This is a genomic window from Streptomyces sp. NPDC090445 (assembly GCF_044769385.1).
Classification (GTDB): Bacteria; Actinomycetota; Actinomycetes; order Streptomycetales; family Streptomycetaceae; genus Streptomyces.
In genome coordinates this window covers 12681-30665 of record NZ_JBIVXV010000048.1, presented here as the reverse complement: position 1 = coordinate 30665, position 17985 = coordinate 12681, and the positions used below count along the sequence as shown (strand labels likewise).

General features: G+C 71.4%; 21 protein-coding genes. 15 read left to right on the top strand and 6 right to left on the bottom strand.

The annotated features are described in order from the left end of the window. Positions 1-84: 84 nt before the first annotated feature. The 3 genes from ACIQUT_RS39030 to ACIQUT_RS39020 all read right to left on the bottom strand — a co-directional run bounded on the left by ACIQUT_RS39030 (position 85) and on the right by ACIQUT_RS39020 (position 2698). On the bottom strand, positions 85-1245 hold the full coding sequence (locus ACIQUT_RS39030) for a CU044_5270 family protein (RefSeq protein ID WP_403570343.1): 1161 nt from the start codon (positions 1243-1245) through the stop codon (positions 85-87). Then, positions 1242-1871: an RNA polymerase sigma factor gene (locus ACIQUT_RS39025; protein WP_403570341.1), complete on the bottom strand. Its 630-nt coding sequence runs from the start codon at positions 1869-1871 to the stop codon at positions 1242-1244. Before ACIQUT_RS39025 ends, ACIQUT_RS39030 begins: the two co-directional genes overlap by 4 nt. 242 nt (positions 1872-2113) lie before the next feature. After that, complete coding sequence (locus tag ACIQUT_RS39020; protein ID WP_403570339.1) at positions 2114-2698, bottom strand: TetR/AcrR family transcriptional regulator; 585 nt, start codon at positions 2696-2698, stop codon at positions 2114-2116. Between the two features lie 120 nt (positions 2699-2818). Between ACIQUT_RS39020 and ACIQUT_RS39015 the strand changes: the two genes are divergently transcribed. From ACIQUT_RS39015 to ACIQUT_RS38950, 14 genes are all read left to right on the top strand, one after another. After that, entirely contained in the window at positions 2819-3676 is an 858-nt protein-coding gene (locus tag ACIQUT_RS39015) for a class I SAM-dependent methyltransferase (protein WP_403570337.1), read from the top strand. A 23-nt stretch (positions 3677-3699) separates the two neighbouring features. Then, a complete protein-coding gene (locus tag ACIQUT_RS39010; protein ID WP_403570356.1) occupies positions 3700-4038 on the top strand; it encodes a DUF1877 family protein in 339 nt (112 codons plus the stop codon). An 89-nt stretch (positions 4039-4127) separates the two neighbouring features. Then, on the top strand, positions 4128-4367 hold the full coding sequence (locus tag ACIQUT_RS39005) for a hypothetical protein (protein ID WP_403570336.1): 240 nt from the start codon (positions 4128-4130) through the stop codon (positions 4365-4367). A gap of 557 nt (positions 4368-4924) precedes the next feature. After that, positions 4925-5515: a hypothetical protein gene (locus ACIQUT_RS39000; protein ID WP_403570334.1), complete on the top strand. Its 591-nt coding sequence runs from the start codon at positions 4925-4927 to the stop codon at positions 5513-5515. Then, positions 5512-6213 carry a cupin domain-containing protein gene (locus ACIQUT_RS38995; RefSeq protein ID WP_403570332.1) on the top strand — a complete coding sequence of 234 codons (702 nt, stop codon included), beginning with the start codon at positions 5512-5514 and terminating at the stop codon, positions 6211-6213. Before ACIQUT_RS39000 ends, ACIQUT_RS38995 begins: the two co-directional genes overlap by 4 nt. Continuing rightward, entirely contained in the window at positions 6210-6977 is a 768-nt protein-coding gene (locus ACIQUT_RS38990; protein ID WP_403570330.1) for an SDR family oxidoreductase, read from the top strand. The genes ACIQUT_RS38995 and ACIQUT_RS38990 overlap by 4 nt, the downstream gene beginning before the upstream one ends. A gap of 32 nt (positions 6978-7009) precedes the next feature. Beyond that, positions 7010-7759, top strand: a complete 750-nt coding sequence (locus ACIQUT_RS38985) for an SDR family NAD(P)-dependent oxidoreductase (RefSeq protein WP_403570329.1) — start codon at positions 7010-7012, stop codon at positions 7757-7759. A gap of 78 nt (positions 7760-7837) precedes the next feature. Further along, a complete protein-coding gene (locus ACIQUT_RS38980) occupies positions 7838-9124 on the top strand; it encodes an MFS transporter (RefSeq protein WP_403570327.1) in 1287 nt (428 codons plus the stop codon). Then, positions 9114-10301 (top strand): aminotransferase class I/II-fold pyridoxal phosphate-dependent enzyme, encoded by a 1188-nt coding sequence (locus tag ACIQUT_RS38975; RefSeq protein WP_403570325.1) that lies wholly within the window; start codon positions 9114-9116, stop codon positions 10299-10301. Before ACIQUT_RS38980 ends, ACIQUT_RS38975 begins: the two co-directional genes overlap by 11 nt. A gap of 64 nt (positions 10302-10365) precedes the next feature. Next, positions 10366-10698 carry a chorismate mutase gene (locus tag ACIQUT_RS38970; RefSeq protein ID WP_403570324.1) on the top strand — a complete coding sequence of 111 codons (333 nt, stop codon included), beginning with the start codon at positions 10366-10368 and terminating at the stop codon, positions 10696-10698. 22 nt (positions 10699-10720) lie between these two features. Then, positions 10721-11014 carry a Dabb family protein gene (locus ACIQUT_RS38965; RefSeq protein WP_403570322.1) on the top strand — a complete coding sequence of 98 codons (294 nt, stop codon included), beginning with the start codon at positions 10721-10723 and terminating at the stop codon, positions 11012-11014. A 93-nt stretch (positions 11015-11107) separates the two neighbouring features. Continuing rightward, the gene (locus ACIQUT_RS38960; protein ID WP_403570320.1) at positions 11108-12481 is read left to right on the top strand and encodes an FAD-dependent oxidoreductase; all 1374 of its coding nucleotides are present in this window, start codon (positions 11108-11110) and stop codon (positions 12479-12481) included. 28 nt (positions 12482-12509) lie between these two features. Next, positions 12510-13205: a hypothetical protein gene (locus tag ACIQUT_RS38955; RefSeq protein WP_403570318.1), complete on the top strand. Its 696-nt coding sequence runs from the start codon at positions 12510-12512 to the stop codon at positions 13203-13205. A gap of 216 nt (positions 13206-13421) precedes the next feature. Next, complete coding sequence (locus ACIQUT_RS38950) at positions 13422-14096, top strand: hypothetical protein (protein ID WP_403570317.1); 675 nt, start codon at positions 13422-13424, stop codon at positions 14094-14096. A gap of 144 nt (positions 14097-14240) precedes the next feature. On the opposite strand, the gene ACIQUT_RS38945 is transcribed toward ACIQUT_RS38950, so the two are convergent. Beyond that, positions 14241-15956: an ABC-F family ATP-binding cassette domain-containing protein gene (locus tag ACIQUT_RS38945; protein ID WP_403570354.1), complete on the bottom strand. Its 1716-nt coding sequence runs from the start codon at positions 15954-15956 to the stop codon at positions 14241-14243. A 255-nt stretch (positions 15957-16211) separates the two neighbouring features. Here ACIQUT_RS38945 and ACIQUT_RS38940 point away from each other — a divergent pair, with 255 nt between their 5' ends. Next, on the top strand, positions 16212-16820 hold the full coding sequence (locus ACIQUT_RS38940) for a hypothetical protein (protein ID WP_403570316.1): 609 nt from the start codon (positions 16212-16214) through the stop codon (positions 16818-16820). Positions 16821-16908: 88 nt separating this feature from the next. On the opposite strand, the gene ACIQUT_RS38935 is transcribed toward ACIQUT_RS38940, so the two are convergent. Together ACIQUT_RS38935 and ACIQUT_RS38930 are read right to left on the bottom strand one after the other, a co-directional pair. Next, positions 16909-17436, bottom strand: a complete 528-nt coding sequence (locus tag ACIQUT_RS38935) for a hypothetical protein (protein WP_403570315.1) — start codon at positions 17434-17436, stop codon at positions 16909-16911. A gap of 66 nt (positions 17437-17502) precedes the next feature. Further along, positions 17503-17781, bottom strand: coding sequence for an isoamylase early set domain-containing protein (locus tag ACIQUT_RS38930; RefSeq protein WP_403570313.1), 279 nt, complete (start codon positions 17779-17781; stop codon positions 17503-17505). Positions 17782-17985 lie beyond the last annotated feature (204 nt).

Below are 17985 nucleotides of genomic sequence, written 5' to 3'. Positions count from 1 at the left end.
GGCCCGGCCCGGCCCGGCCTGCCGGTGCCGGATCGACCACCGCAGGTCAGGGGCCCGGACCGGGCTCCGTGCCCGGCACGGCGGTCAGCCGGTCGTGGCCGGCGTCTCCTTGATCCGGTCGACGACCGCCCGGGTCATCACGGCGCTGGTGAACACGACCGTGCCGGGCTTGATCAGGCCCTGCTCGCCGGACTCGCCCTGCACCTGGACGGTGCGTTCGCCGAGGAATGCCAGGGTCTGCCGGTCGAAGATCCACTCCTCGCGCCGACCGGAGTGCTCGTCCAGGCGGGCGACGGCGAGGCCGTGGCGGCCGGCGGCGTCGACCGCGTCGTCCACCGTCACCACGCCGGGGATCTTCGCCGCGGCCTTGTAGAGCGCGGCCGTCAGCTCGGCCGGCGGGTGGCTGCCGCGCAGGAGGTCGCCGATCGTGGTGAAGGCCTGCTGGTCGGGGCTGTTGCCGCGGCCCTCGGTCTCCCGGTGAATGCGCTGCAGCAGCGCGTCGGGGTCGGTGGGCAGCCCGGTGAGGTAGGTGTGGCTGGGCGCGTTGAGGTGCGGCGTCGGGGTCTGGCCCTTCTCGTCGGGACCCTCCAGGGTCACCCCTTCCGTTCCGGTGTTGCCGGGCTCGATCAGCCAGCCCTTGGTGCCGTCGGGGGAGTTCCACTGGTGGCGCATGTGCAGCTTTTCGCTGACCAGGGTGTGCTTGTTGCCGACGGTCTTCACATAGGTGGTGGCCGTCTTGCTTCCGATGTAGAGGAACTGGTCCGCGCGCACCGCCGGGCTGCCGGAGACGGAGGCGGAGGCGGAGGAGGCGGCGAGGGAGATGCGGTCCAGGAGCTGCGGCGTGCCCTGGGGGTCGGCGGCGCCGATCCGGGTGGTCAGCACCGGACCGGTGGCGACGGCCGTGGAGCCGGGTCCGTCGGCGGCCCTCCGGTCCGAGTACGCGAGGAAGCCGCCGGCGAGCGTGCCGGCCAGGGCGAAGGCCGCGACGGGCACGAGGACCGCACGGCGCAGGAACGGGTTGCGCGACCCGGCGGTACGGGCCGGGGCGGCGATGGTGCCGGAGCCCGAGCCGGCTCGGGCTCCGGCACCTGCGTCGGCGGCTCGGAGGTCTTCGTGGATCTGGGCCATCAGGCGCTCCTTGTGGAACTGGTGGCGGCCCGCGGGCAGTTCCCGTTCGGCGAACGGCGGGAGGAGCGGGTTCTCCTCCCGGCCGGCCGGGTGCGGGCGGGAAGCGTCGGCGTTCATCGGATACCTTCCTGTGCGGACCGGACCGGCTTCGCGCGGTCGTCATATGTCTGTCGGGACCGGGCCGCGCGTTCCCGCCTGTTTCTCTTCAGTTCCGCTTCGGCGTGTTTGCGCAGCTTCGTGCGGGCCCGGGACAGCCGGGAGCGGACGGTTCCGACCGGGATGCCGAGGACCCGGGCGGCGTCGGCGTACTCCAGGCCCTCGCACACGCACAGCAGGAGGACTTCGCGCTCGGGTCCGCGCAGCGCACTCAACTGGGCCAGCACGGCCGCGATCTGCTGCCGGTCGTCCAGCCGGCCGGCCAGTTCGTCGGCGTGGTCGGGCACGGATGCGGTGCCGGCGGCCGCCGCGGCGGCAGCGGCAACGGCCCGGTAGCGCCGGTTGCTGCGACAGTGGTTGCGGGCGAGGTTGGTGGTGATGCCCAGCAGCCAGGGCCGGAGCGATCCGCCGGCGGGGTCGACCGTGCCGCGCAGCCGCCACGCCTCCAGGAAGGCCGCCGACATGACGTCCTCCGCGACGGCCCAGTCCCCGGTCATCCGGAAGGCATGGTTGTAGAGGGTGCGGGCGTATCTCTCGAACAGCTCCGCATAGGCGTCCGGATCCCCGGACCGCACCCGGGTTCGCATGTCTGTCGTCACTCCTGTCGGCTGTCCGGCAGCCCCGGCCGCGTTCCCGTGACCTGCGTCACGTCGGGCGTGCCGGGGCCGGGGCGCGCCGCAGCTCGGCGGAGGCGGGCAAGGGACGGCGCGCCGCCCGGTCGCTTCCGGCAGGCGCGGGGGCGGGGCGATCCCACCGTGCCTGCCTGCCCGGGGGCTGCTCCCGAGCCCCCGGGCGTGCGTTCAGGACGGGCCGGGTCAGGACGGGCCGGTCAGGACGGGCCGGTCAGGGTGTGGACCAGTCGCTCCACCTGGTCCTGCGGGGGCGGGGTGCCCGGGCGGCCCGTCATCAGCAGGTGGTGCAGGGTGCCCACCAGGGCGAGGGCGACCGCGCCGGTGTCCGCGCCGGGTGCGACGCGTCCGAGGCGCTGCTCGGCGTCGAGGTAGGCCTGCGTCGAGGCCTGGACCACGTCGAAGCCGGGCGCGCCTGCGGCCCATGCATCGCGGATCCGCTGTGCGGCAGCCGGCCGTGTCACGGCCAGCCCGACGACCCCCGGGTCGAGGGACAGCACTGCCGTGGCCAGCTCCATCAGGTTGCCGGCCACCGAGCCGCTGCCCGCCTTCGCCGGCAGCGCCGCCGCCAGGGCGGCGGACCGGGTGAAGCGGTCCAGGACCAGCTCCGCCACGAACTCGTCCAGCCCGGCGAAGTGGGTGTGCAGTACCCCCTTCGCGCAGTCCGCCTCGGCCGTGATCGCCCTGCTGGTCAGGGCCGCTGCCCCGTCCCGGGCCAGGACGCGTTCGGCGGCGTCGAAGAGCCGCTCGCGCAGATCGGGGATGGCCACTCCACGTGGTGACACCAAGTCCTCCCGGAGGAAAGGGGATTGCGAGTATGGGCAGACGCCCATACTGTTTGGGCGTGCGCCCATTCTAAGTGTGGGCGGTTGGCTTCGCACTCCCCTTCGCAGGAGGTCCCATCCATGCACGGCATCGCGAACACCGGTCAGGCCCAGGCCTGGAACAGCTACGAGGGGGCCCACTGGGCCGCCCACCAGCACCGCTGGGACGCCGTCAACGCCGGCTTCGACGCCCCCTTGTTCGACGCCGCGGCCATCGCCCCCGGCGAGAAAGTCCTCGACATCGGCTGTGGGGCCGGTTCCACGACCCGGCAGGCCGCCCGCGCGGCCGCACCCGGCGGCCACGCCCTGGGCCTCGACCTCTCCGGCCCCATGCTGGAACGCGCCCGGGCGAGCGCCGCCGACGACGGGCTCGGCAACGTGCGCTTCGAGCACGGCGACGCCCAGGTCCACCGCCTCGACCCCGGCGCCTACGACCTGGCCGTCAGCCGCTTCGGCATCATGTTCTTCGCCGACCCCGCCGCCGCGTTCGCGAACATCGCCGCCGCCCTGCGCCCCGGCGGCCGCGTGGCCCTGCTCTGCGCCGCCGAGCCCGAGGGCAACGAGTGGCTGACCGCCCTGACCGCCCTCGGCGACCTCCTCCCGCTGGAGGGCTTCGGCAGGCCCGGCGGGCCCGGCATGTTCTCCCTCTCCGCCCCCGGCGCGGCGGCCGCACTGCTGAGCGGAGCCGGACTGCGCGACGTCCGCGCCACGCACGTGACGGCGTACGGGAACTGGGGCCGCGACGCAGCGGATGCGGCGGCGTTCCTGCTCGACTCCGGACCCGGCCGCCACCTCGTGGACCGGGCCGCCCCCGGCGTCGGCGACCGGGCCGGAGCCCGACTGACCGAAGCGCTGGAACCCTTCGAGGCCGACGGCGCCCTGCGACTGCGCAGCACGGGCTGGCTGCTCACCGCGACGGCCTCCCGGGCCGGTTCCTGAGGATCGTCCGACCGTTGGCCGATGTGCGGAGAAGGGCGCGCTGCGCCCTTCGCCGCCGGCCCAGGGGGTGCTCGTACACGGCCCGGCCCCTCCTCGAACTGCTGCTGCGGCGCGCCGGGTTCCCCGTGGACGTGAGCCGCGGCGAGGAGCCGGTCGGCTGCCCGGATCCGGAAGACGGCGACTACCACTACCTGACCGCCGACCGGGTCGGCGTGGCGGCGCTGGAGTTGGCCGGGCTGCCGTACGACCGGCCGGCCGCGCACGCCGATCCACAGGAACCCGTCGAGGCGGGGCTCTGCCCGTACGGCTGGGACGGGGGGTCCGCGGGGCCGGTTCCGTCCGCCCCGCCCGACCGAGCCTGAGCAGGCCGGCGAGCCCCGGCCAGGGCGTGTGCTGCCAGGGTGTACCGCACCCAGGCGGGCCGCCGCACCGGCGGCCTAGCCTGGGGGACATGACCGACAACCAGCTGGGAGAGTCCTCGACGCCCTGGGCCGCGCCCTGTGCCTCGGGCCGGATGCCCGCGCGCACCTGCACCGGCCGGCCGGGACGGTCCCGACCGGCGGGTTCGCCCACACCACGGACCGGGTCGGGCCGGACGCCGGAGTGGGCGCGACACCTCTACGGCGGTCTCGTGGCGTTCTTCGGCGGCGCGGCCCGCGACGGTCACGCCGTGCTGGTCCGGCAGCTGTGACCGCGTTGCACTGACGGGTCCGGCGCGACCGAAAAACGCCGCCCGGCCCCTTTGCCCGGGAGCGGCGAATCTGCTGCGGCGGGCCGGCGAATTGGTTGGGAGCCGCGGCGCGTCTCAAGGGCTGGGATGTCGGCGCGGGTTCCGCGAGGCGGTTCTGCGGGGCGCGGACAACAGTCGGCCCATTGTCGAGCGGCGAGTCTTCATTGGTTGGAAACAGAGCCGTAACTTTGCCTGCCGGACAGAAGTAAAGCAAAGGTCTAGACCTGCAATGGGTATGTTTTGAGACAAGTCCAGGAGTGTCTTGAAGTGGTCCATTGCCCCATGTATGTTCATGTCCCACCAAGATCAACCCTGGGGCAGGGAGAAAAGCATGTGCCTGCCGGACTTTCCCGCGGCGTCTTTCCCGTGCGGTGGGACGCGAAATGGGTTGGATCGCTGACTTTCCCGGCCGGTCGTCCGGGCCGTCGTGTATTCCATGGAATCGCCGCCGGAATCGGGGCGCCCGCAAGCGTAGCCTCGGAGAGGAGTAAAACGTGGAGATATTGCAATTACCCGAAATGGAAAGGCGGGCGCTTGACGCGCTCATACCCGCCGACCCGGAGAAGTCCGTAAAGCTCGGGACGCTGGGTCCGAGAGGGACCAGCAGCGAGTACATCGCCCAGTCGATGTCCCACAGCCTGGGCGACCGGGGTTCTCTTCGGATCGTCCTGAAGGACACGTACGAAGGGTGCATGGAAGCCCTCTCGGAAGGACAGGTCGATCTCGCGCTGGTCGCCCATGCGTACCCGAGGATCAACGCCTTCTACATGAACCCCCGGCTCGAACCGGCGATCGTGTTCCGCGGGAACACCCCCGAATACGGCCTGGCCACCCGGTCCGACTTCGACTTCGACGAGGACATGCTCTTCAGGGAGACCGTCGTGTCCCACCCGGCGCCGGTCCCGCTGCTGCGCTACCACTTCGACCGGACCGTGCACGTGGCCACCTCGAACTCGACGAGCCAGGCCGCCCGCGACGTCGCCGACGGGCGCTACGACATCGCCATCACGAACGCGCAGGCGGCACGGCAGCACAACCTGAAATTCGTCTACAAGTTCTCGCGGATCCCCATGACGTGGACCGTGTTCTCGCGAAAGGCGGACCGATGACCACACAGACGGACGAACGGCTCTACTTCCCGGCCCCCGACGTCGTGCTCCATGACAACGGTGTCCGCCACGAGTCCTACCGGCGCGACGACACGGTGGTCCGGGTCGCCTTCATCCCTCCCGGTGTGGCGGCGGTCGACGAGTCCCGTACGGAAGCGCAGGTCGGCATGGTCGTGCGCGGCGAACTCACCGTGACCGTCGACGGGGTGACGAAGGTGATGCAGCCCGAGCACGACGTCTACGTCGTCCCGCCCCACGTCGGGCTCTCCGCCGTGAACTCCTCCTCGGAGGAAACCGTCCTGCTCGAAATCACGCGCAGCAAGCCGGGCGAGAAATATCCCGCGCCGAGCGGATATTTTCTCGAACCGCTGGAGTCCCGCAAGTTCGTCAAGATGGACGTCACGTTCTTCCTCGCCGACTGGATCGAGCTGATGGTGGCCGACATTCCCGGCGGTGGCCAGATGCCCTATCACAAGCATTCCCACGAGCAGATCGGGATATGCCTGGAGGGGCGCTACGACATGACGGTGGAAGAAACCAGCCACGAGCTCCGGTTCGGCGGCACCTACTTCTGTGCGAGCCAGGAGGGGCACAGCGCCGAGAATCCACACGCCGCCATGGCGCGTTCCCTCAACATCTTCATCCCGCCCCGGTACCACCGGGTCCCCAAGCAGGAGAAGGAGCAGGAAAGCCCGTGACGCGGGTAGCCATCGTCCTGGGGGCGAGCCAGGGAATCGGGCGGGCCACAGCACTGCACCTCCACGCCAAGGGATATGCGACGGTCCTGTGCGCGCGTACGCGGAGCGCGCTGGAGGACGTCGCACAGGAATCCGGCGGCGGGCAGGACACGATCGTGATTCCGGGGGACATCACCTCGCGAGCGTTCCGTGCCGACCTGGTGGCCGAAGTCGAGCGGCGATTCGGCAGGATCGACGTACTGATCAACAATGCACCCGGCCCGCCCCCCGGATCGTTCGACAGCATCGATCCCGGCGACGTGACCTCCGCGATGGAGCGGAAGCTCGTGCCGTATCTGGACCTGATCAAGTCCGTGGCTCCGGTGATGGCCCGCAACGGATTCGGGCGGATCGTCAACATCGTCGGAAACATCGGACGGGAACCGGCCGCCGGCATGTTCCTCTCGGGCCTGGTCAACGCGGCCGTGTCGAACGCCGGCAAGTACCTGGCGAGCCAGTACGCCAAGGACAACGTGACGGTGAACTGCGTGCACCCGGGGACCATCCGGACGCAGCGCTACGACCGTGCCGTGGAGCACCTCAGCCGAGCCGGCGGAATAGCGCCGGACGAGGCGGAGGACCGGTTGCGGCAGAACATCCCCATGGCCAGGCCGGGGAGCGCCGAAGAGGTCGCCGCCCTCATCGGATTCCTGGCGTCCGAGGAAGCCTCGTACCTCACGGGGCAGCAGATCTCGGTCGACGGCGGACAACTGACATGCGTATAGAACGCGCAGAACGCGCAGGAGGAGACGAGTCCGTGTTCAAGGACACTGTGGTCGTGGTCACCGGCGCCGCGTCCGGCATCGGGAAGCAGACCGCGATCGAATTCGCCCGGCAGGCGGCAAAGGTCGTCGTCGCGGACATCGACGAGAAGTCCGGCACCGCCGTGGTGGCCGACCTGACGCGCGACGGACACGACGCGGTCTTCGTCAGGACGGACCTCACCCGTGAGGCGGACTGCCGGCACCTCATCGCCACCGCGGCCGAGACGTTCGGCACGGTCGACGTCCTCGTCAACAACGCGGGCATCGAGATATCCACGCCCCTGCACGAGATGTCCGAGCAGGAGTGGGACCGGCTGGTCGACACCAACCTGAAGAGCATGTTCCTGTGCTCGAAGCACGCGCTGCGCACGATGGTCGAAGCGAACAGCGGGGTCATCGTGAACGTCTGCTCCGTCAGCGGGCTGGTGGCATGGCCCGGAATCGCCGCGTACAACGCCACCAAGGGCGGCGTCATGATGCTGACGAAGTCGCTGGCCGTCGACTACGCGCAGTACAACATCCGGGCGAACTGCGTCTGTCCCAGCATCATCGACACGCCCATGACCGACACGTCCATCGGCCACGACGCGTCGGTCAAGGAGGAGAAGGCGAAGCTGAACCCGATCGGCCGCCTGGGAACGCCCGAAGACGTGGCGAACGCGATCCTCTTCCTCGCCTCGGAGAAGTCGTCGTTCATCACCGGCGCCGCGCTCACCGTCGACGGCGGCTACACCGCCATCTAGCAGCCCCCGGCCGGGACCGGTTCCCGGCAGTTCTCCCGGTGGCAACGAAAGGAAAGGTTGGTTGGAGTGTCGGACCGATTGAGAGGCGAGCAGCACACGGCCGGGTTCCCCCTGCTGACGGTCCTCGCACTGATGGCGGGCATCTTCGCGGTCGGCTCGGAGGAGCTGGTGGTCTCCCCGCTGCTCGTGGACATGTCCGGGTCGTTCGACACGTCGGTGGCCGTGATGGCCCTGTCGGTCAGCACCTACGGCATCGCCACGGCGGTCGGCGCCCTGCTCTTCGCCCCGCTCGGCGACCGCTTCTCGCGTCGTCTCAGCCTGACGATCGGCATGGGCGCGTTCGTCCTGGGCACGCTGATGTGCGCGTTCGCCACCGGGCCCGGGGTGTTCTTCACGGGACGGGCCCTGGCCGGCCTCGCAACGGGTGCCTTCGTCCCCACGGCCTACGCCTTCGTCGGCGACCAGATTCCGTACCGGCACCGGGGCAAGGCCATGGGCATCCTGGTGTCGAGCTGGTCGATCTCGCTGGTGGTGGGCGTGCCGATGGGCTCCCTGATCGGGCAATGGGCGGGCTGGCGGTGGACCTTCGGGCTGCTGTCGGTCCTGGGCGTCTTCGTGACCTGCGTGATGCTGTTCACCAAGAGCGGCAGCCGTCCCGACCGCGAGGACGACGGGCAGCCGGCGGAGGACGCCGCCGCGGCATCCTCGGACGCGTGGGTACGGTCGGCGGCCCGGGCCTTCCTGGCGCCCAAGGTGGCCCTGTACGTGCTGGCGACCTTCCTGAACATGCTCGGCTTCTACGGGATGTACACCTACCTCGGCACCGCCCTGCAGTACCGGTTCGGCGACGAAAGCCCCATGACCGGCATCATGATCCTTCTGTACGGCCTGGGCTTCGCGACGAGCTTCGTCACCGGAAGGTGGGCCGACAGGCTCGGCAAGGAGCGCGTCCTCATCGGGCTGCTGGCCGGCCTGGTCCCCGCCCTGGCGGTCATCCCCCTGGTCAGCCGCTGGACGCCGCTGCTGGTGGTCTTCCTGTTCCTCTGGGGCGCGATGCAGAGCCTGGTCGTCACACTGCTCAGCACGCTCCTGAGCGAGACCTCGCAGAAGTACCGCGGGACCATCCTCGCCTTCTACAGCCTGGCGACCAACCTCGCGGTCGCCCTCGGGGCGGCGTTGCTCGGCCCGCTGTTCACCGCGTACGGGTTCTCCGCCGTGGGCTGGGTCTGCGCCGCCGTCACCCTGGTCGCCTTCGCCCTCAGCGGATGGGCCCGGCTCCGCAGCGCCAAGCCGGCGACAACCCCCGAAGGCGCCCCGGCCGCCCCGCACGCCGGGGCGAAGCAGGCGGTGGCCCATGAGAACTGAACCCGCACGCCGGCTCCTGGACCTGCCCAGAAGCTCCTTCGCCACGATGGCGAGCGGCATCGCCCGGCTCGTCGAAGCCGGCGAGGACGTCGTCAACCTGTGCCAGGGCAACCCCGACCTCCCCACCCCGCCGCACATCGTCGAGGCGCTGCGCCGGGCGGCGCTCGACCCCGCCACCCACCGCTACCCGGCCTTCTCCGGCCTGCTCGAACTCAAGGCCGCCATCGCCCGGTGGTACGCGGCGAACCACCGGGTCGACCTGGACCCCGAGACCGAGGTCGCGATCCTCTTCGGCGCGAAGGCCGGCCTGGTGGAGATCAGCCAGTGCTTCCTGAACCCGGGCGACGTGTGCCTGATGCCGGACCCTGCCTTCCCGGACTACTGGGCGGGGGTGGTCCTCGCCAGGGCACGCATGCACCCCCTGCCGCTCCTCAAGGCCAACGGCTTCCTCCCCGACTACGGGGCACTCGACCCGGCCGTGGCCGACGCGGCCAAGCTGATGTTCCTGAACTACCCCAACAACCCGACCTCGGCGACGGCCCCGCCGGAGTTCTACGAGCGCACCGTGCGGTTCGCGGCCGAGCACGAGGTCATCGTGGCATCCGACTTCGCCTACGGGGCGCTCGGCCTGGGCGGCGACACCCCGGTCTCGTTCCTGGAGACGGCCGGAGCCAAGGACGTCGGGGTCGAGTTCATCTCGCTGTCGAAGATGTACAACATGGCCGGCTGGCGGATCGGCGCCGTCGTCGGCAACCGCGACGTCATCGCCGCCATCAACCTCATACAGGAGCACTACTACGTCTCGCTCCCGCCGTTCATCCAGCGCGCGGCCGTCACGGCGCTGACCGGTCCCCAGGACTGCGTCCACGAGCTCTCGCGGATCTACGAACGCCGCAGGGACGTGCTCGTCGCCGGACTGCGGGAAGCGGGCCTGCAGCTCGACACACCCCGCTCGATCTTCGCCTGGGTGCCCCTGCCCGAGGGCGCGAGCTCCGCCGCGTACGCCGACGAACTGCTCCACCGGGCCAAGGTGGCGGTGGCTCCCGGCCGCTGGTTCGGCGAGCACGGCGAGGGATACGTACGGGTGAGCCTGCTGGCACCGGAGGACCGGCTCCGGGAAGCCGTGGCCCGCATCGCCGACTTCGGCCGCACCCACACGCGGAACACACACCACTGAAGCACCGACCCACCGCCGGCCGGACGGTGAACCCACCCGGACCGCCCTCGGAAGGACCTCACCCATGGACAACGACACCAACGTCAAGGACCGCATCAAAGACCGCACCAAGGACCGCATCGAAGGCGACCGCCGGGCGATCGACGGTCTCGACGCGCGCATCATCGAACTGCTCACCCAGCGCGCCCGCATATCGGACCGCATCCAGAGGAGCCGCATCAGCTCAGGCGGGCCGCGAACGGTTCTGGCCCGCGAGGCGAAGGTGCTGAGCCGCTACCAGGACGGCCTCGGCCCCACGGGAACACCCATCGCCATGAGCGTCCTCAAGCTCTGCCGCGGCGCCGTCCCCGCCGATGGCCCGGCCCGGGACACCGACACCGACACCGCTCACGCATGACCCGATCCGAGGGAGAACCACTGTGATACGCCACGTCGTGCTCTTCAAATTCAAATCGGGCATCGACTGGACCGACCCGCGCGCCCAGGCGGCAGAACGCACCGCGGCCAAGGTCGGCGACGAGGTGCCCGAACTCAACGAATGGCGCCACGGGCGCAACATCTCGGACCGCTCCATCGCCTACGACTTCCTCGTCGAAGGAGTCCTGGACGACATGGAGGCGGTCGACCGCTACCTCGTCCACCCCTTCCACCAGGACGCGATCACCCAGTGGCGGGAGATCAGCGACTGGGTCATGGTCGACGTCGAGGCGTAGCCACGACCCCGCCCACCCGTACGCCCCCGCGCCCCGGGCCGGAGATCACCAAGCAGTAGACTCGTTCCGCAACACGACGCGAAGGGGAGCTCATTGGCGCGGGTTGCGGTGATCGGCGGGGGTATCAGCGGGCTGGGGACGGCGCTCATGCTCGGCCGGCGGGGGCACACGGTCACAGTGTTCGAGCAGGACGTGCGGGAGTCGGGCGAGGACCTGAACCGGGACTTCTTCCACTGGGACAGGCCCCGGGTTCCGCAGGCCGTCCAGCCCCACTCGCTCCTCGCACCCGTGCGCACCGTGCTGCGTACCGAGACCCCTGACGTCTACGCGGACCTGCTGGCACGCGGAGCCCGGGAGTACCACGAGTTCGACTGGTTCGGTGAACATCCCCCGCATCGGGCCGGCGATGAGGATCTGGTGACCCTGCGCACCCGCCGCATCGTGCTGGAGGCCGCCTTGGCCGCAGCCGTGCGGCGGGAACGCACCGTTGACGTGCGGCGCGGCTGCCGGGTGCGCGCCCTCACCCTCGGGGAGGGCCGTCCTGCCCGGGTCACCGGCGTGCAGGCGGGCGCGGAAACGCACCACGCGGACCTCGTCGTCGACGCGTCAGGCCGTCGCTCACCGGTCCCCGCCTGGCTGAAAGCGGCGGGCTGCCGCCCGCCCGCGGTCGACAGCCACCGCGCCGGGATCGCCTACCTGTGCCGCTGGTACCGCCTGCGTGCCGACGGCCCGCGTGACCCCGGGCGGGTGAAGACCGGCTCGGCCGCACCGTTCGCGCTCGCCGGCGTCTTCCCCTCCGACAACGACACCTTCGCGGTGAACCTGGTGCTCTCCACGGGTGATCCGACCCGCGGCGCGCTCACCGACCCCGCCGTGTTCGAGGCCGCCGCGCGCCGCTTCCCCGCAACCGCCGCCTGGCTCGACCTGGCCCCCGAACCGCAGTCGGCCGTCCTGGCGATGGCCGGCCTGGACAACCGCTGGACCGCGCTCGCCGACGATGACGGACCTGTTGTCACCGGCCTGGTCAACGCCGGGGACAGCCTCATCCACACCAACCCCACCTCGGGCCACGGCGCGGCCATCGGACTGCGCACCGCCCGGTACATCGCCACCCATGCCGACCGGATCGCCGATGACCCCGCCGGCTACCACACCTGGACGGCACAGGCCTTCCGCCCGTGGTTCGACGCGCAGGTGACGGCCGACCGTTCCAACGGGCAACGCCTCGCCGACGGCTCACCATCCTCGGACCGGCGGGCTGCCGCCCTGGCCGCCTGCGCCTTCGACGATCCGGTCGTCATGAGGGCCCGTGCCCAGGTACGCCACCTCCTGCGATCGGCCGACGACGCCTACGGCACCGACGAAGTGGACCGACACGTCACCGCCTGGCTGGCCGCCCGCCCGGACTTCTCGCCGCAGCACGACGGCCCGACCCGAGACCAGTGGGATGCACTCATCCCGGCCTGACCGCGCGAACCGGGCGATGGAGCAGCGCATGAGTCACCGCACGGGCGGAGATCGGGAGGACGGCGGGAGGACGGCGGGCGGCCGCCCGGGCGAGCAGGGAAGGGAAGGGGCAGTGCGCTTCACCGACCGGTCCGACGATCTGGAGCACCCGGCCGTCGACGGGTTCCTGTCGGCCGTGGACAGCGCGATGAACAGCAACACCCTGCTGCTCAAGTTCGCCGTCGACGCGCCGGTCACGGCGGAGAACCAGCAGCGCGTACTCCACACCTTCCTGCGCAGCGGACTGTTCGAGGAGATGATGTACGCCGCCGACCGCCGGCGCGACTGGCACAACCTGTCGGACGACTTCCACGGCGACGACATCCCGGCGGAACGCCCGCTGCTGCGCGACGGATTCCGCGCGACCGTCAGCCCCCTCGACGCCACGGGTCTCACGGCACGGCTGCGCTGGATGCTCTGCGAGGCGTTCAGCCCCTACGGCCGCCATGTCGCCGCGACGGAAGCGGAACGGCTGGCCGGCGAGTTCGCCCGACACCTGCTGGGCCGACCCGACCGCGCATGGCTGTACGCCTCCGTCGAACCGGATTTCCTGCGCTCGACCGGCTACTTCAGCGGGGAGGAGCCGCTGTGGCCGGTCTACTTCGACGGCGGCGGCTCCGACACGGCCACGTTCATCCACCGAGACCGGGTCTGCCACCTGCTCCTGACCAACGGCAGCCCCTGAACGGGAACCACCCGCCGGAGGGGGCGGCCTCGCCGCGCCGGGCATGCGGTAGCCGGGCTTCCGCAAGTTGTCTTGTTTACGACCCACCCCGCTGACCGGTCTGGAGAATCGCAGATCGCAACAGGCGGCGATCGAACGTGCTGCCGACGGCCCTCGATTCCGGCCCCGGCATACGGCGGTCAGCCGACCCCCCACAGCAAGGTGAGAGGTACTACGATGACGACACACCGCGCCCAGCGCCGCGCAGCCCGCGCACTGTCCCTGACGGTGGCGGCCTGCGCAGTCGCGGCCGCGACCAGCCTGCCGGCGTCCGCCGCCGAGCAGCCGACGCGGCAGCAGCTCATGGCGGACTGCGGCTCGGGCGAAGGCAAGTGCACGTTCAACTCGCCCAAGCTGGGAGAGGCGTACCTGGGCGAGTTCCGCCAGGTGTCGAATTCGCTCTACAACTGCACCACGTCCGACGCCACCCAGACGATGACCTGGGACGACACAGTCGGTTCCACCGACGAGCTGGGCGTCTCCGTCACCGCCGGCGGCAAGATCGCAGGCATCGTCGACCTCAGCATAACGACGAATTACAGCCACAGTTGGTCGAGCAGCCACTCGGAGAGCAGCTCGCTCAACATGACGGTGAAGCCCGGCGAGGTGGGCTGGATCTCGCGCGCCCAGGTGATGCAGAAGGTCTCCGGTACCTGGCAGACGCACTACGACAGCCCCAAGTGGGGTCACTACTACTGGTTCTTCGAGGACACCATCACCGGCCCGGCCAAGAACGGCACCGACGGCAAGAGCAACGCGGTGGTCGTGAAGACCCGGAAGATGACCGCCGCGGAGAAGCGTTCCTGCTCCGACGGGTCCCGCAAGGGCCGTACGGTCGTCCAGGCGCGCTGAACACCGGCTCGCACATGACACCGGTTCACGCATGACAGCTGCTCGCGCATGACACCGGCTCACGTATGACAGCGGCCCCCTGTCCCCGACCCCGTGCAGGGGCAGGGACAGGGGGCCGCGACGAGTCGACAGCCGAGGCGGGCGTCACGGTGCGGGCGGCGCCCCCAGGGGCAGCCGGAGGCGGGTGCCGTGGAAGCCCTCCCGTGCCCGCCGGTCGTGGGTGACGACCACCAGGGTGCCGGTGTAGCCGGCCAGGGCCGCGTCGATCTCCTCGACCAGGGCGGGGGACAGGTGGTTCGTCGGCTCGTCGAGCAGCAGCAGGTCGAGCGGACCGGCCGTCACGAGCCGGGCCAGTTCGAGCCTGCGCCGCTGCCCGACGGACAGCTCCCGCACCCGGACGGCCAGGTCGGCGGCACGGAACAGGCCGAGGCCGATCAGCTCGTCGGCGTGGTCCTCGGGGCGTCCCGGCCGGCCCGCCGCGAACGCAGCGAGCAGCGTGCAGCCGTCCGCGGCGCGTTCGCCGGACTCCTGCTGGCGGAGGAACCCGACCCGCCGGGGTCGGCGCACCACACCGGAGTCGGGCGCGAGTTCCCCCGCGATCACCTGGAGCAGCGTGCTCTTGCCCGCTCCGTTGGGGCCGGTGACGAGCAGCCGCTCCCCGGGGGCGAGCCGCAGCGAGGGAACGTACAGCCGGCCCGCCACCCGGACATCTTCCAGGTGCACCGCGGCGGACCCTGACGCGGCCCCGGCCCCGGACCCGGACCCGGCGGGGGCCGGGGCCGGGTTTCCGGCGTCCGGCGCCCCGTCGATGCGGCCGGTGAACCGCAGCGGCTGCGGGGGCGGCGGCACGGGGTCGCCGGTGAGCCGCTGGAGCCGCTCGCGCGCGTTGCGGATGCGGCCCTGCGCGCCGTGGGAGCGGGAACGCGCCCGGAACGCGCCGGCGCCGCTGAACGCCCGCGGCCCCTTGTGCGGGATCCCGGACAGCATCCCGATGCCGGCTTCGGCGAGACGCTCCTGCCGGGCGACCTCGTGGCGCCATTCCTCGTGCTCCCGCACCCAACGGGCCCGGGCCGCCGCCTTGGCTGCGAGGAAGCCGGCGTAGCCGTTGCCGTGGCGGGTCACCGTCTGCCGGTCCTGGTCGACCTCCAGGACGGTGGAGGTGACCCGCTCCAGGAACGCGCGGTCGTGGGTGGCCGCGACCAGCGTGCCGCGGTGGTGGCGCAGGTGCTCCTCCAGCCAGTCCACGGCCTCGTCGTCGAGGTCGTTGGTCGGTTCGTCGAGCAGGAGCAGTTCGGGGGCGGAGGCCAGTGCGGCGGCGAGGGCGAGGCGGGAGCGCTGCCCCCCGGAGAGCGCGGCGAGGCGGCGCTCCCGGTCGAGGGGCGCGCGCTCGCCGAGCCGACGCAGGATCGTCTCGACGTGGCGGTCCGCGTCGTGTCCGCCGCGCGCCTCGAACTCGGCCACCAGGGCGGCGTACCGGTCGAGTTCGCCGGGGGCGGCCGCGCCGAGCGAGGTTTCCGCGGCCCGGATGCGGCGTTCCAGGGCCCGCAGTTCGCGCAGGGCGTGGTCGACGGCATCGCCCACGCGTGCGGAGCCGGGCAGGCCGAGGGCCTGGCCGAGGTGGCCGACGCCGCCGGGTGCGACGACCGTCAGGCTGCCGTTGTCGGCCTGCTCCAGTCCGGCGAGCAGCCGCAGCAGCGTGGACTTCCCGGAGCCGTTGTCGCCGACGAGCCCGGCCTTCTCTCCCGGGCGGACGGTGAAGGAGACCCGGTCGAGGACGATGCGGTCGCCGCGGCGCCGGGTGACGTCGACGAGGGCGATCTGGGACACGGCCGGAGGTGCGGCCGGGGCGGCGGCGGTGATCGCGGCGGTGGTGGCGGTGACGGCGGTGGTGGTGCGGTGGACGGATGCGGCGGGGGCTGGCTGCAAGAGCGCTCCTCGGGTGGGCGGCACGGTCACGCGGCAGGCGGTTGCGGGGTGGCACGGTGGCACGGTCGGGCGCCTGCCGACGACCACGACAGTAGACGAGACGTATCGTCTCGTCAAGGACAGGAAACAGAGATCGTGCACTTTCCGCGTACTCGCACAGTGCCGGTGGCGGCGTCCCTTGGGGCGGGTGTGGCGCTTGGCCTCTCCGGACCTTTGGCCGGAAAATTCGACAACCCGGTGTGCAGCGCGCTGAACGTTGTGCTCGCCGGAGGGTGGTCGTGGGCCTGTTTCGCATTCCTGGTGGGCTACTTCCGTCGAGCCAGGATCGAGCCGGCTCTGCTGTCGTCCTCGGCCTTGGCCATCGGCGTAGTCGTCTACTACCTCTTCAAGGCTCTGAGCCCTGCCACACCCATCGGGCCGGCGGTATCCGGCGAATCGGTATCCGGATCGACAGAAGGGATCCCCTCGGGAATCCTGATCTGGGGAATGGCGGCTTTCGTCCTCGGCGCGCCCGTAGGACTTCTGGGCAACCTGGCGCGAACACCTGGCTTCGGCGGCCTCCCGTTCCGGCTGGTCGTTCCGCTGATTGCCTTTTACGAGACCTCCATGCGGCTTGCCGTGGAGGCGCACGGCCAAGGCCCGGTTGTCGCAGTGACGTGGCATGTGGTTCGCGTGGCAGCGGCCGTTGCCGCTCTGGCACTCGCGGGGCACACCACCTGGAGCTGGAGGCGCGCACGGCGCCATCACTCCGAGCTTTCGGACAAGAACGACGCCAGAGGCAGCCACGCGTTCGAGTAACGCAGAAGCGTGGGCGGAGAGGTCGTCGAGGAAGACGCGGATCGGGGCGCCGACCGGGCGAGCGGCCAGGATGCCCTGCCCCTCCCGCTCAGCCACCCGGCCCGGAGGGGGGAGCCGACGGGTCGTGGCTGTGTGGCGGTCGGTTGCCGGTGGCCCGGTCGCCGGTACGGGCGAGGGCGGTGTGCAGGTGGCGGACGGCGTCCTCGGCGTCCCGGAGTTCGCCGGGGGTGGGGAGGACGGCGCCGAACGACTGCCGCCGGCCGGCGGCCGGAAGGGCGCGCCAGGTGAGGACGGGGGAGAGGGCGGCGCTGGCGCGTGCGAGGAACCAGGCCAGCGGGCCGTGGGTGCGGGCGAGGGTGACGGCGAGGACGGCGAGGGCTTCGCGGAGGTGCTCCAGGCGCTTGATGACCGGCAGCGTGTCCTGCTCGGCGGCCGGGCGGACCACTTCGACGAGACCGGCGGCGGCGTTGCGGGCCAGCGCCGCATCCCCGGAGGTCAGCTCCCACAGCCCGTTGCGGAGCTGCGTTTCGGCTTCCGTGGCGAGATCCGCGATCTGCGCGCGCATGCCTGTGTCGGCCGGCCGCGGGCCAGAGGGCTGCGTGTGGTGCGGGACCATGGACTGCTCTCCTGGCGAGGGCGGTGCATCCGCCTGCCGTCGGTGTCGCGTGCCGGCGGGGGGTGCTCAGGTGTGGAGGTGGCTGTTGGTGCCGTCGTGGCCGTCGGCGGTTTCGTCGTTGAACCAGTAGTCGCCGGCGGCGAGGTAGCGGAAGGAATGGGTGCTGTGGGCGGGCAGGGTGACGCTGGCGGCGCGGGTTCCGTCGCCGCGGGCGGTGAGGGGGTGCGCGGCCGGGTTCCAGTGGTTGAAGTCGCCGACGACGCTGACCGGCCCGGCAGGGGTGTCTTCGGGCAGGATGAACGTGACCTGGGTGCGGCGGCCCTTGATCTGCTTGCGTTCGAGCACGGAGGACTCCTGCCGGGTGGGTGAGGGGTTCGACCCGTGCATCCTGGTCCAGGCATTCGGGGTCGGCTGCTGCACACGCCCGCCGGGTTTGCGGGTGTCACCCGGCCGGTGGCGCCGCAGACGACGGACGCCGCCGGGCCGCGCCCGCGCCGCCACCCGCGCCCGCGCCGCCACCCGCGCCCGTGGCGCTGCGGTCCGGCCGCC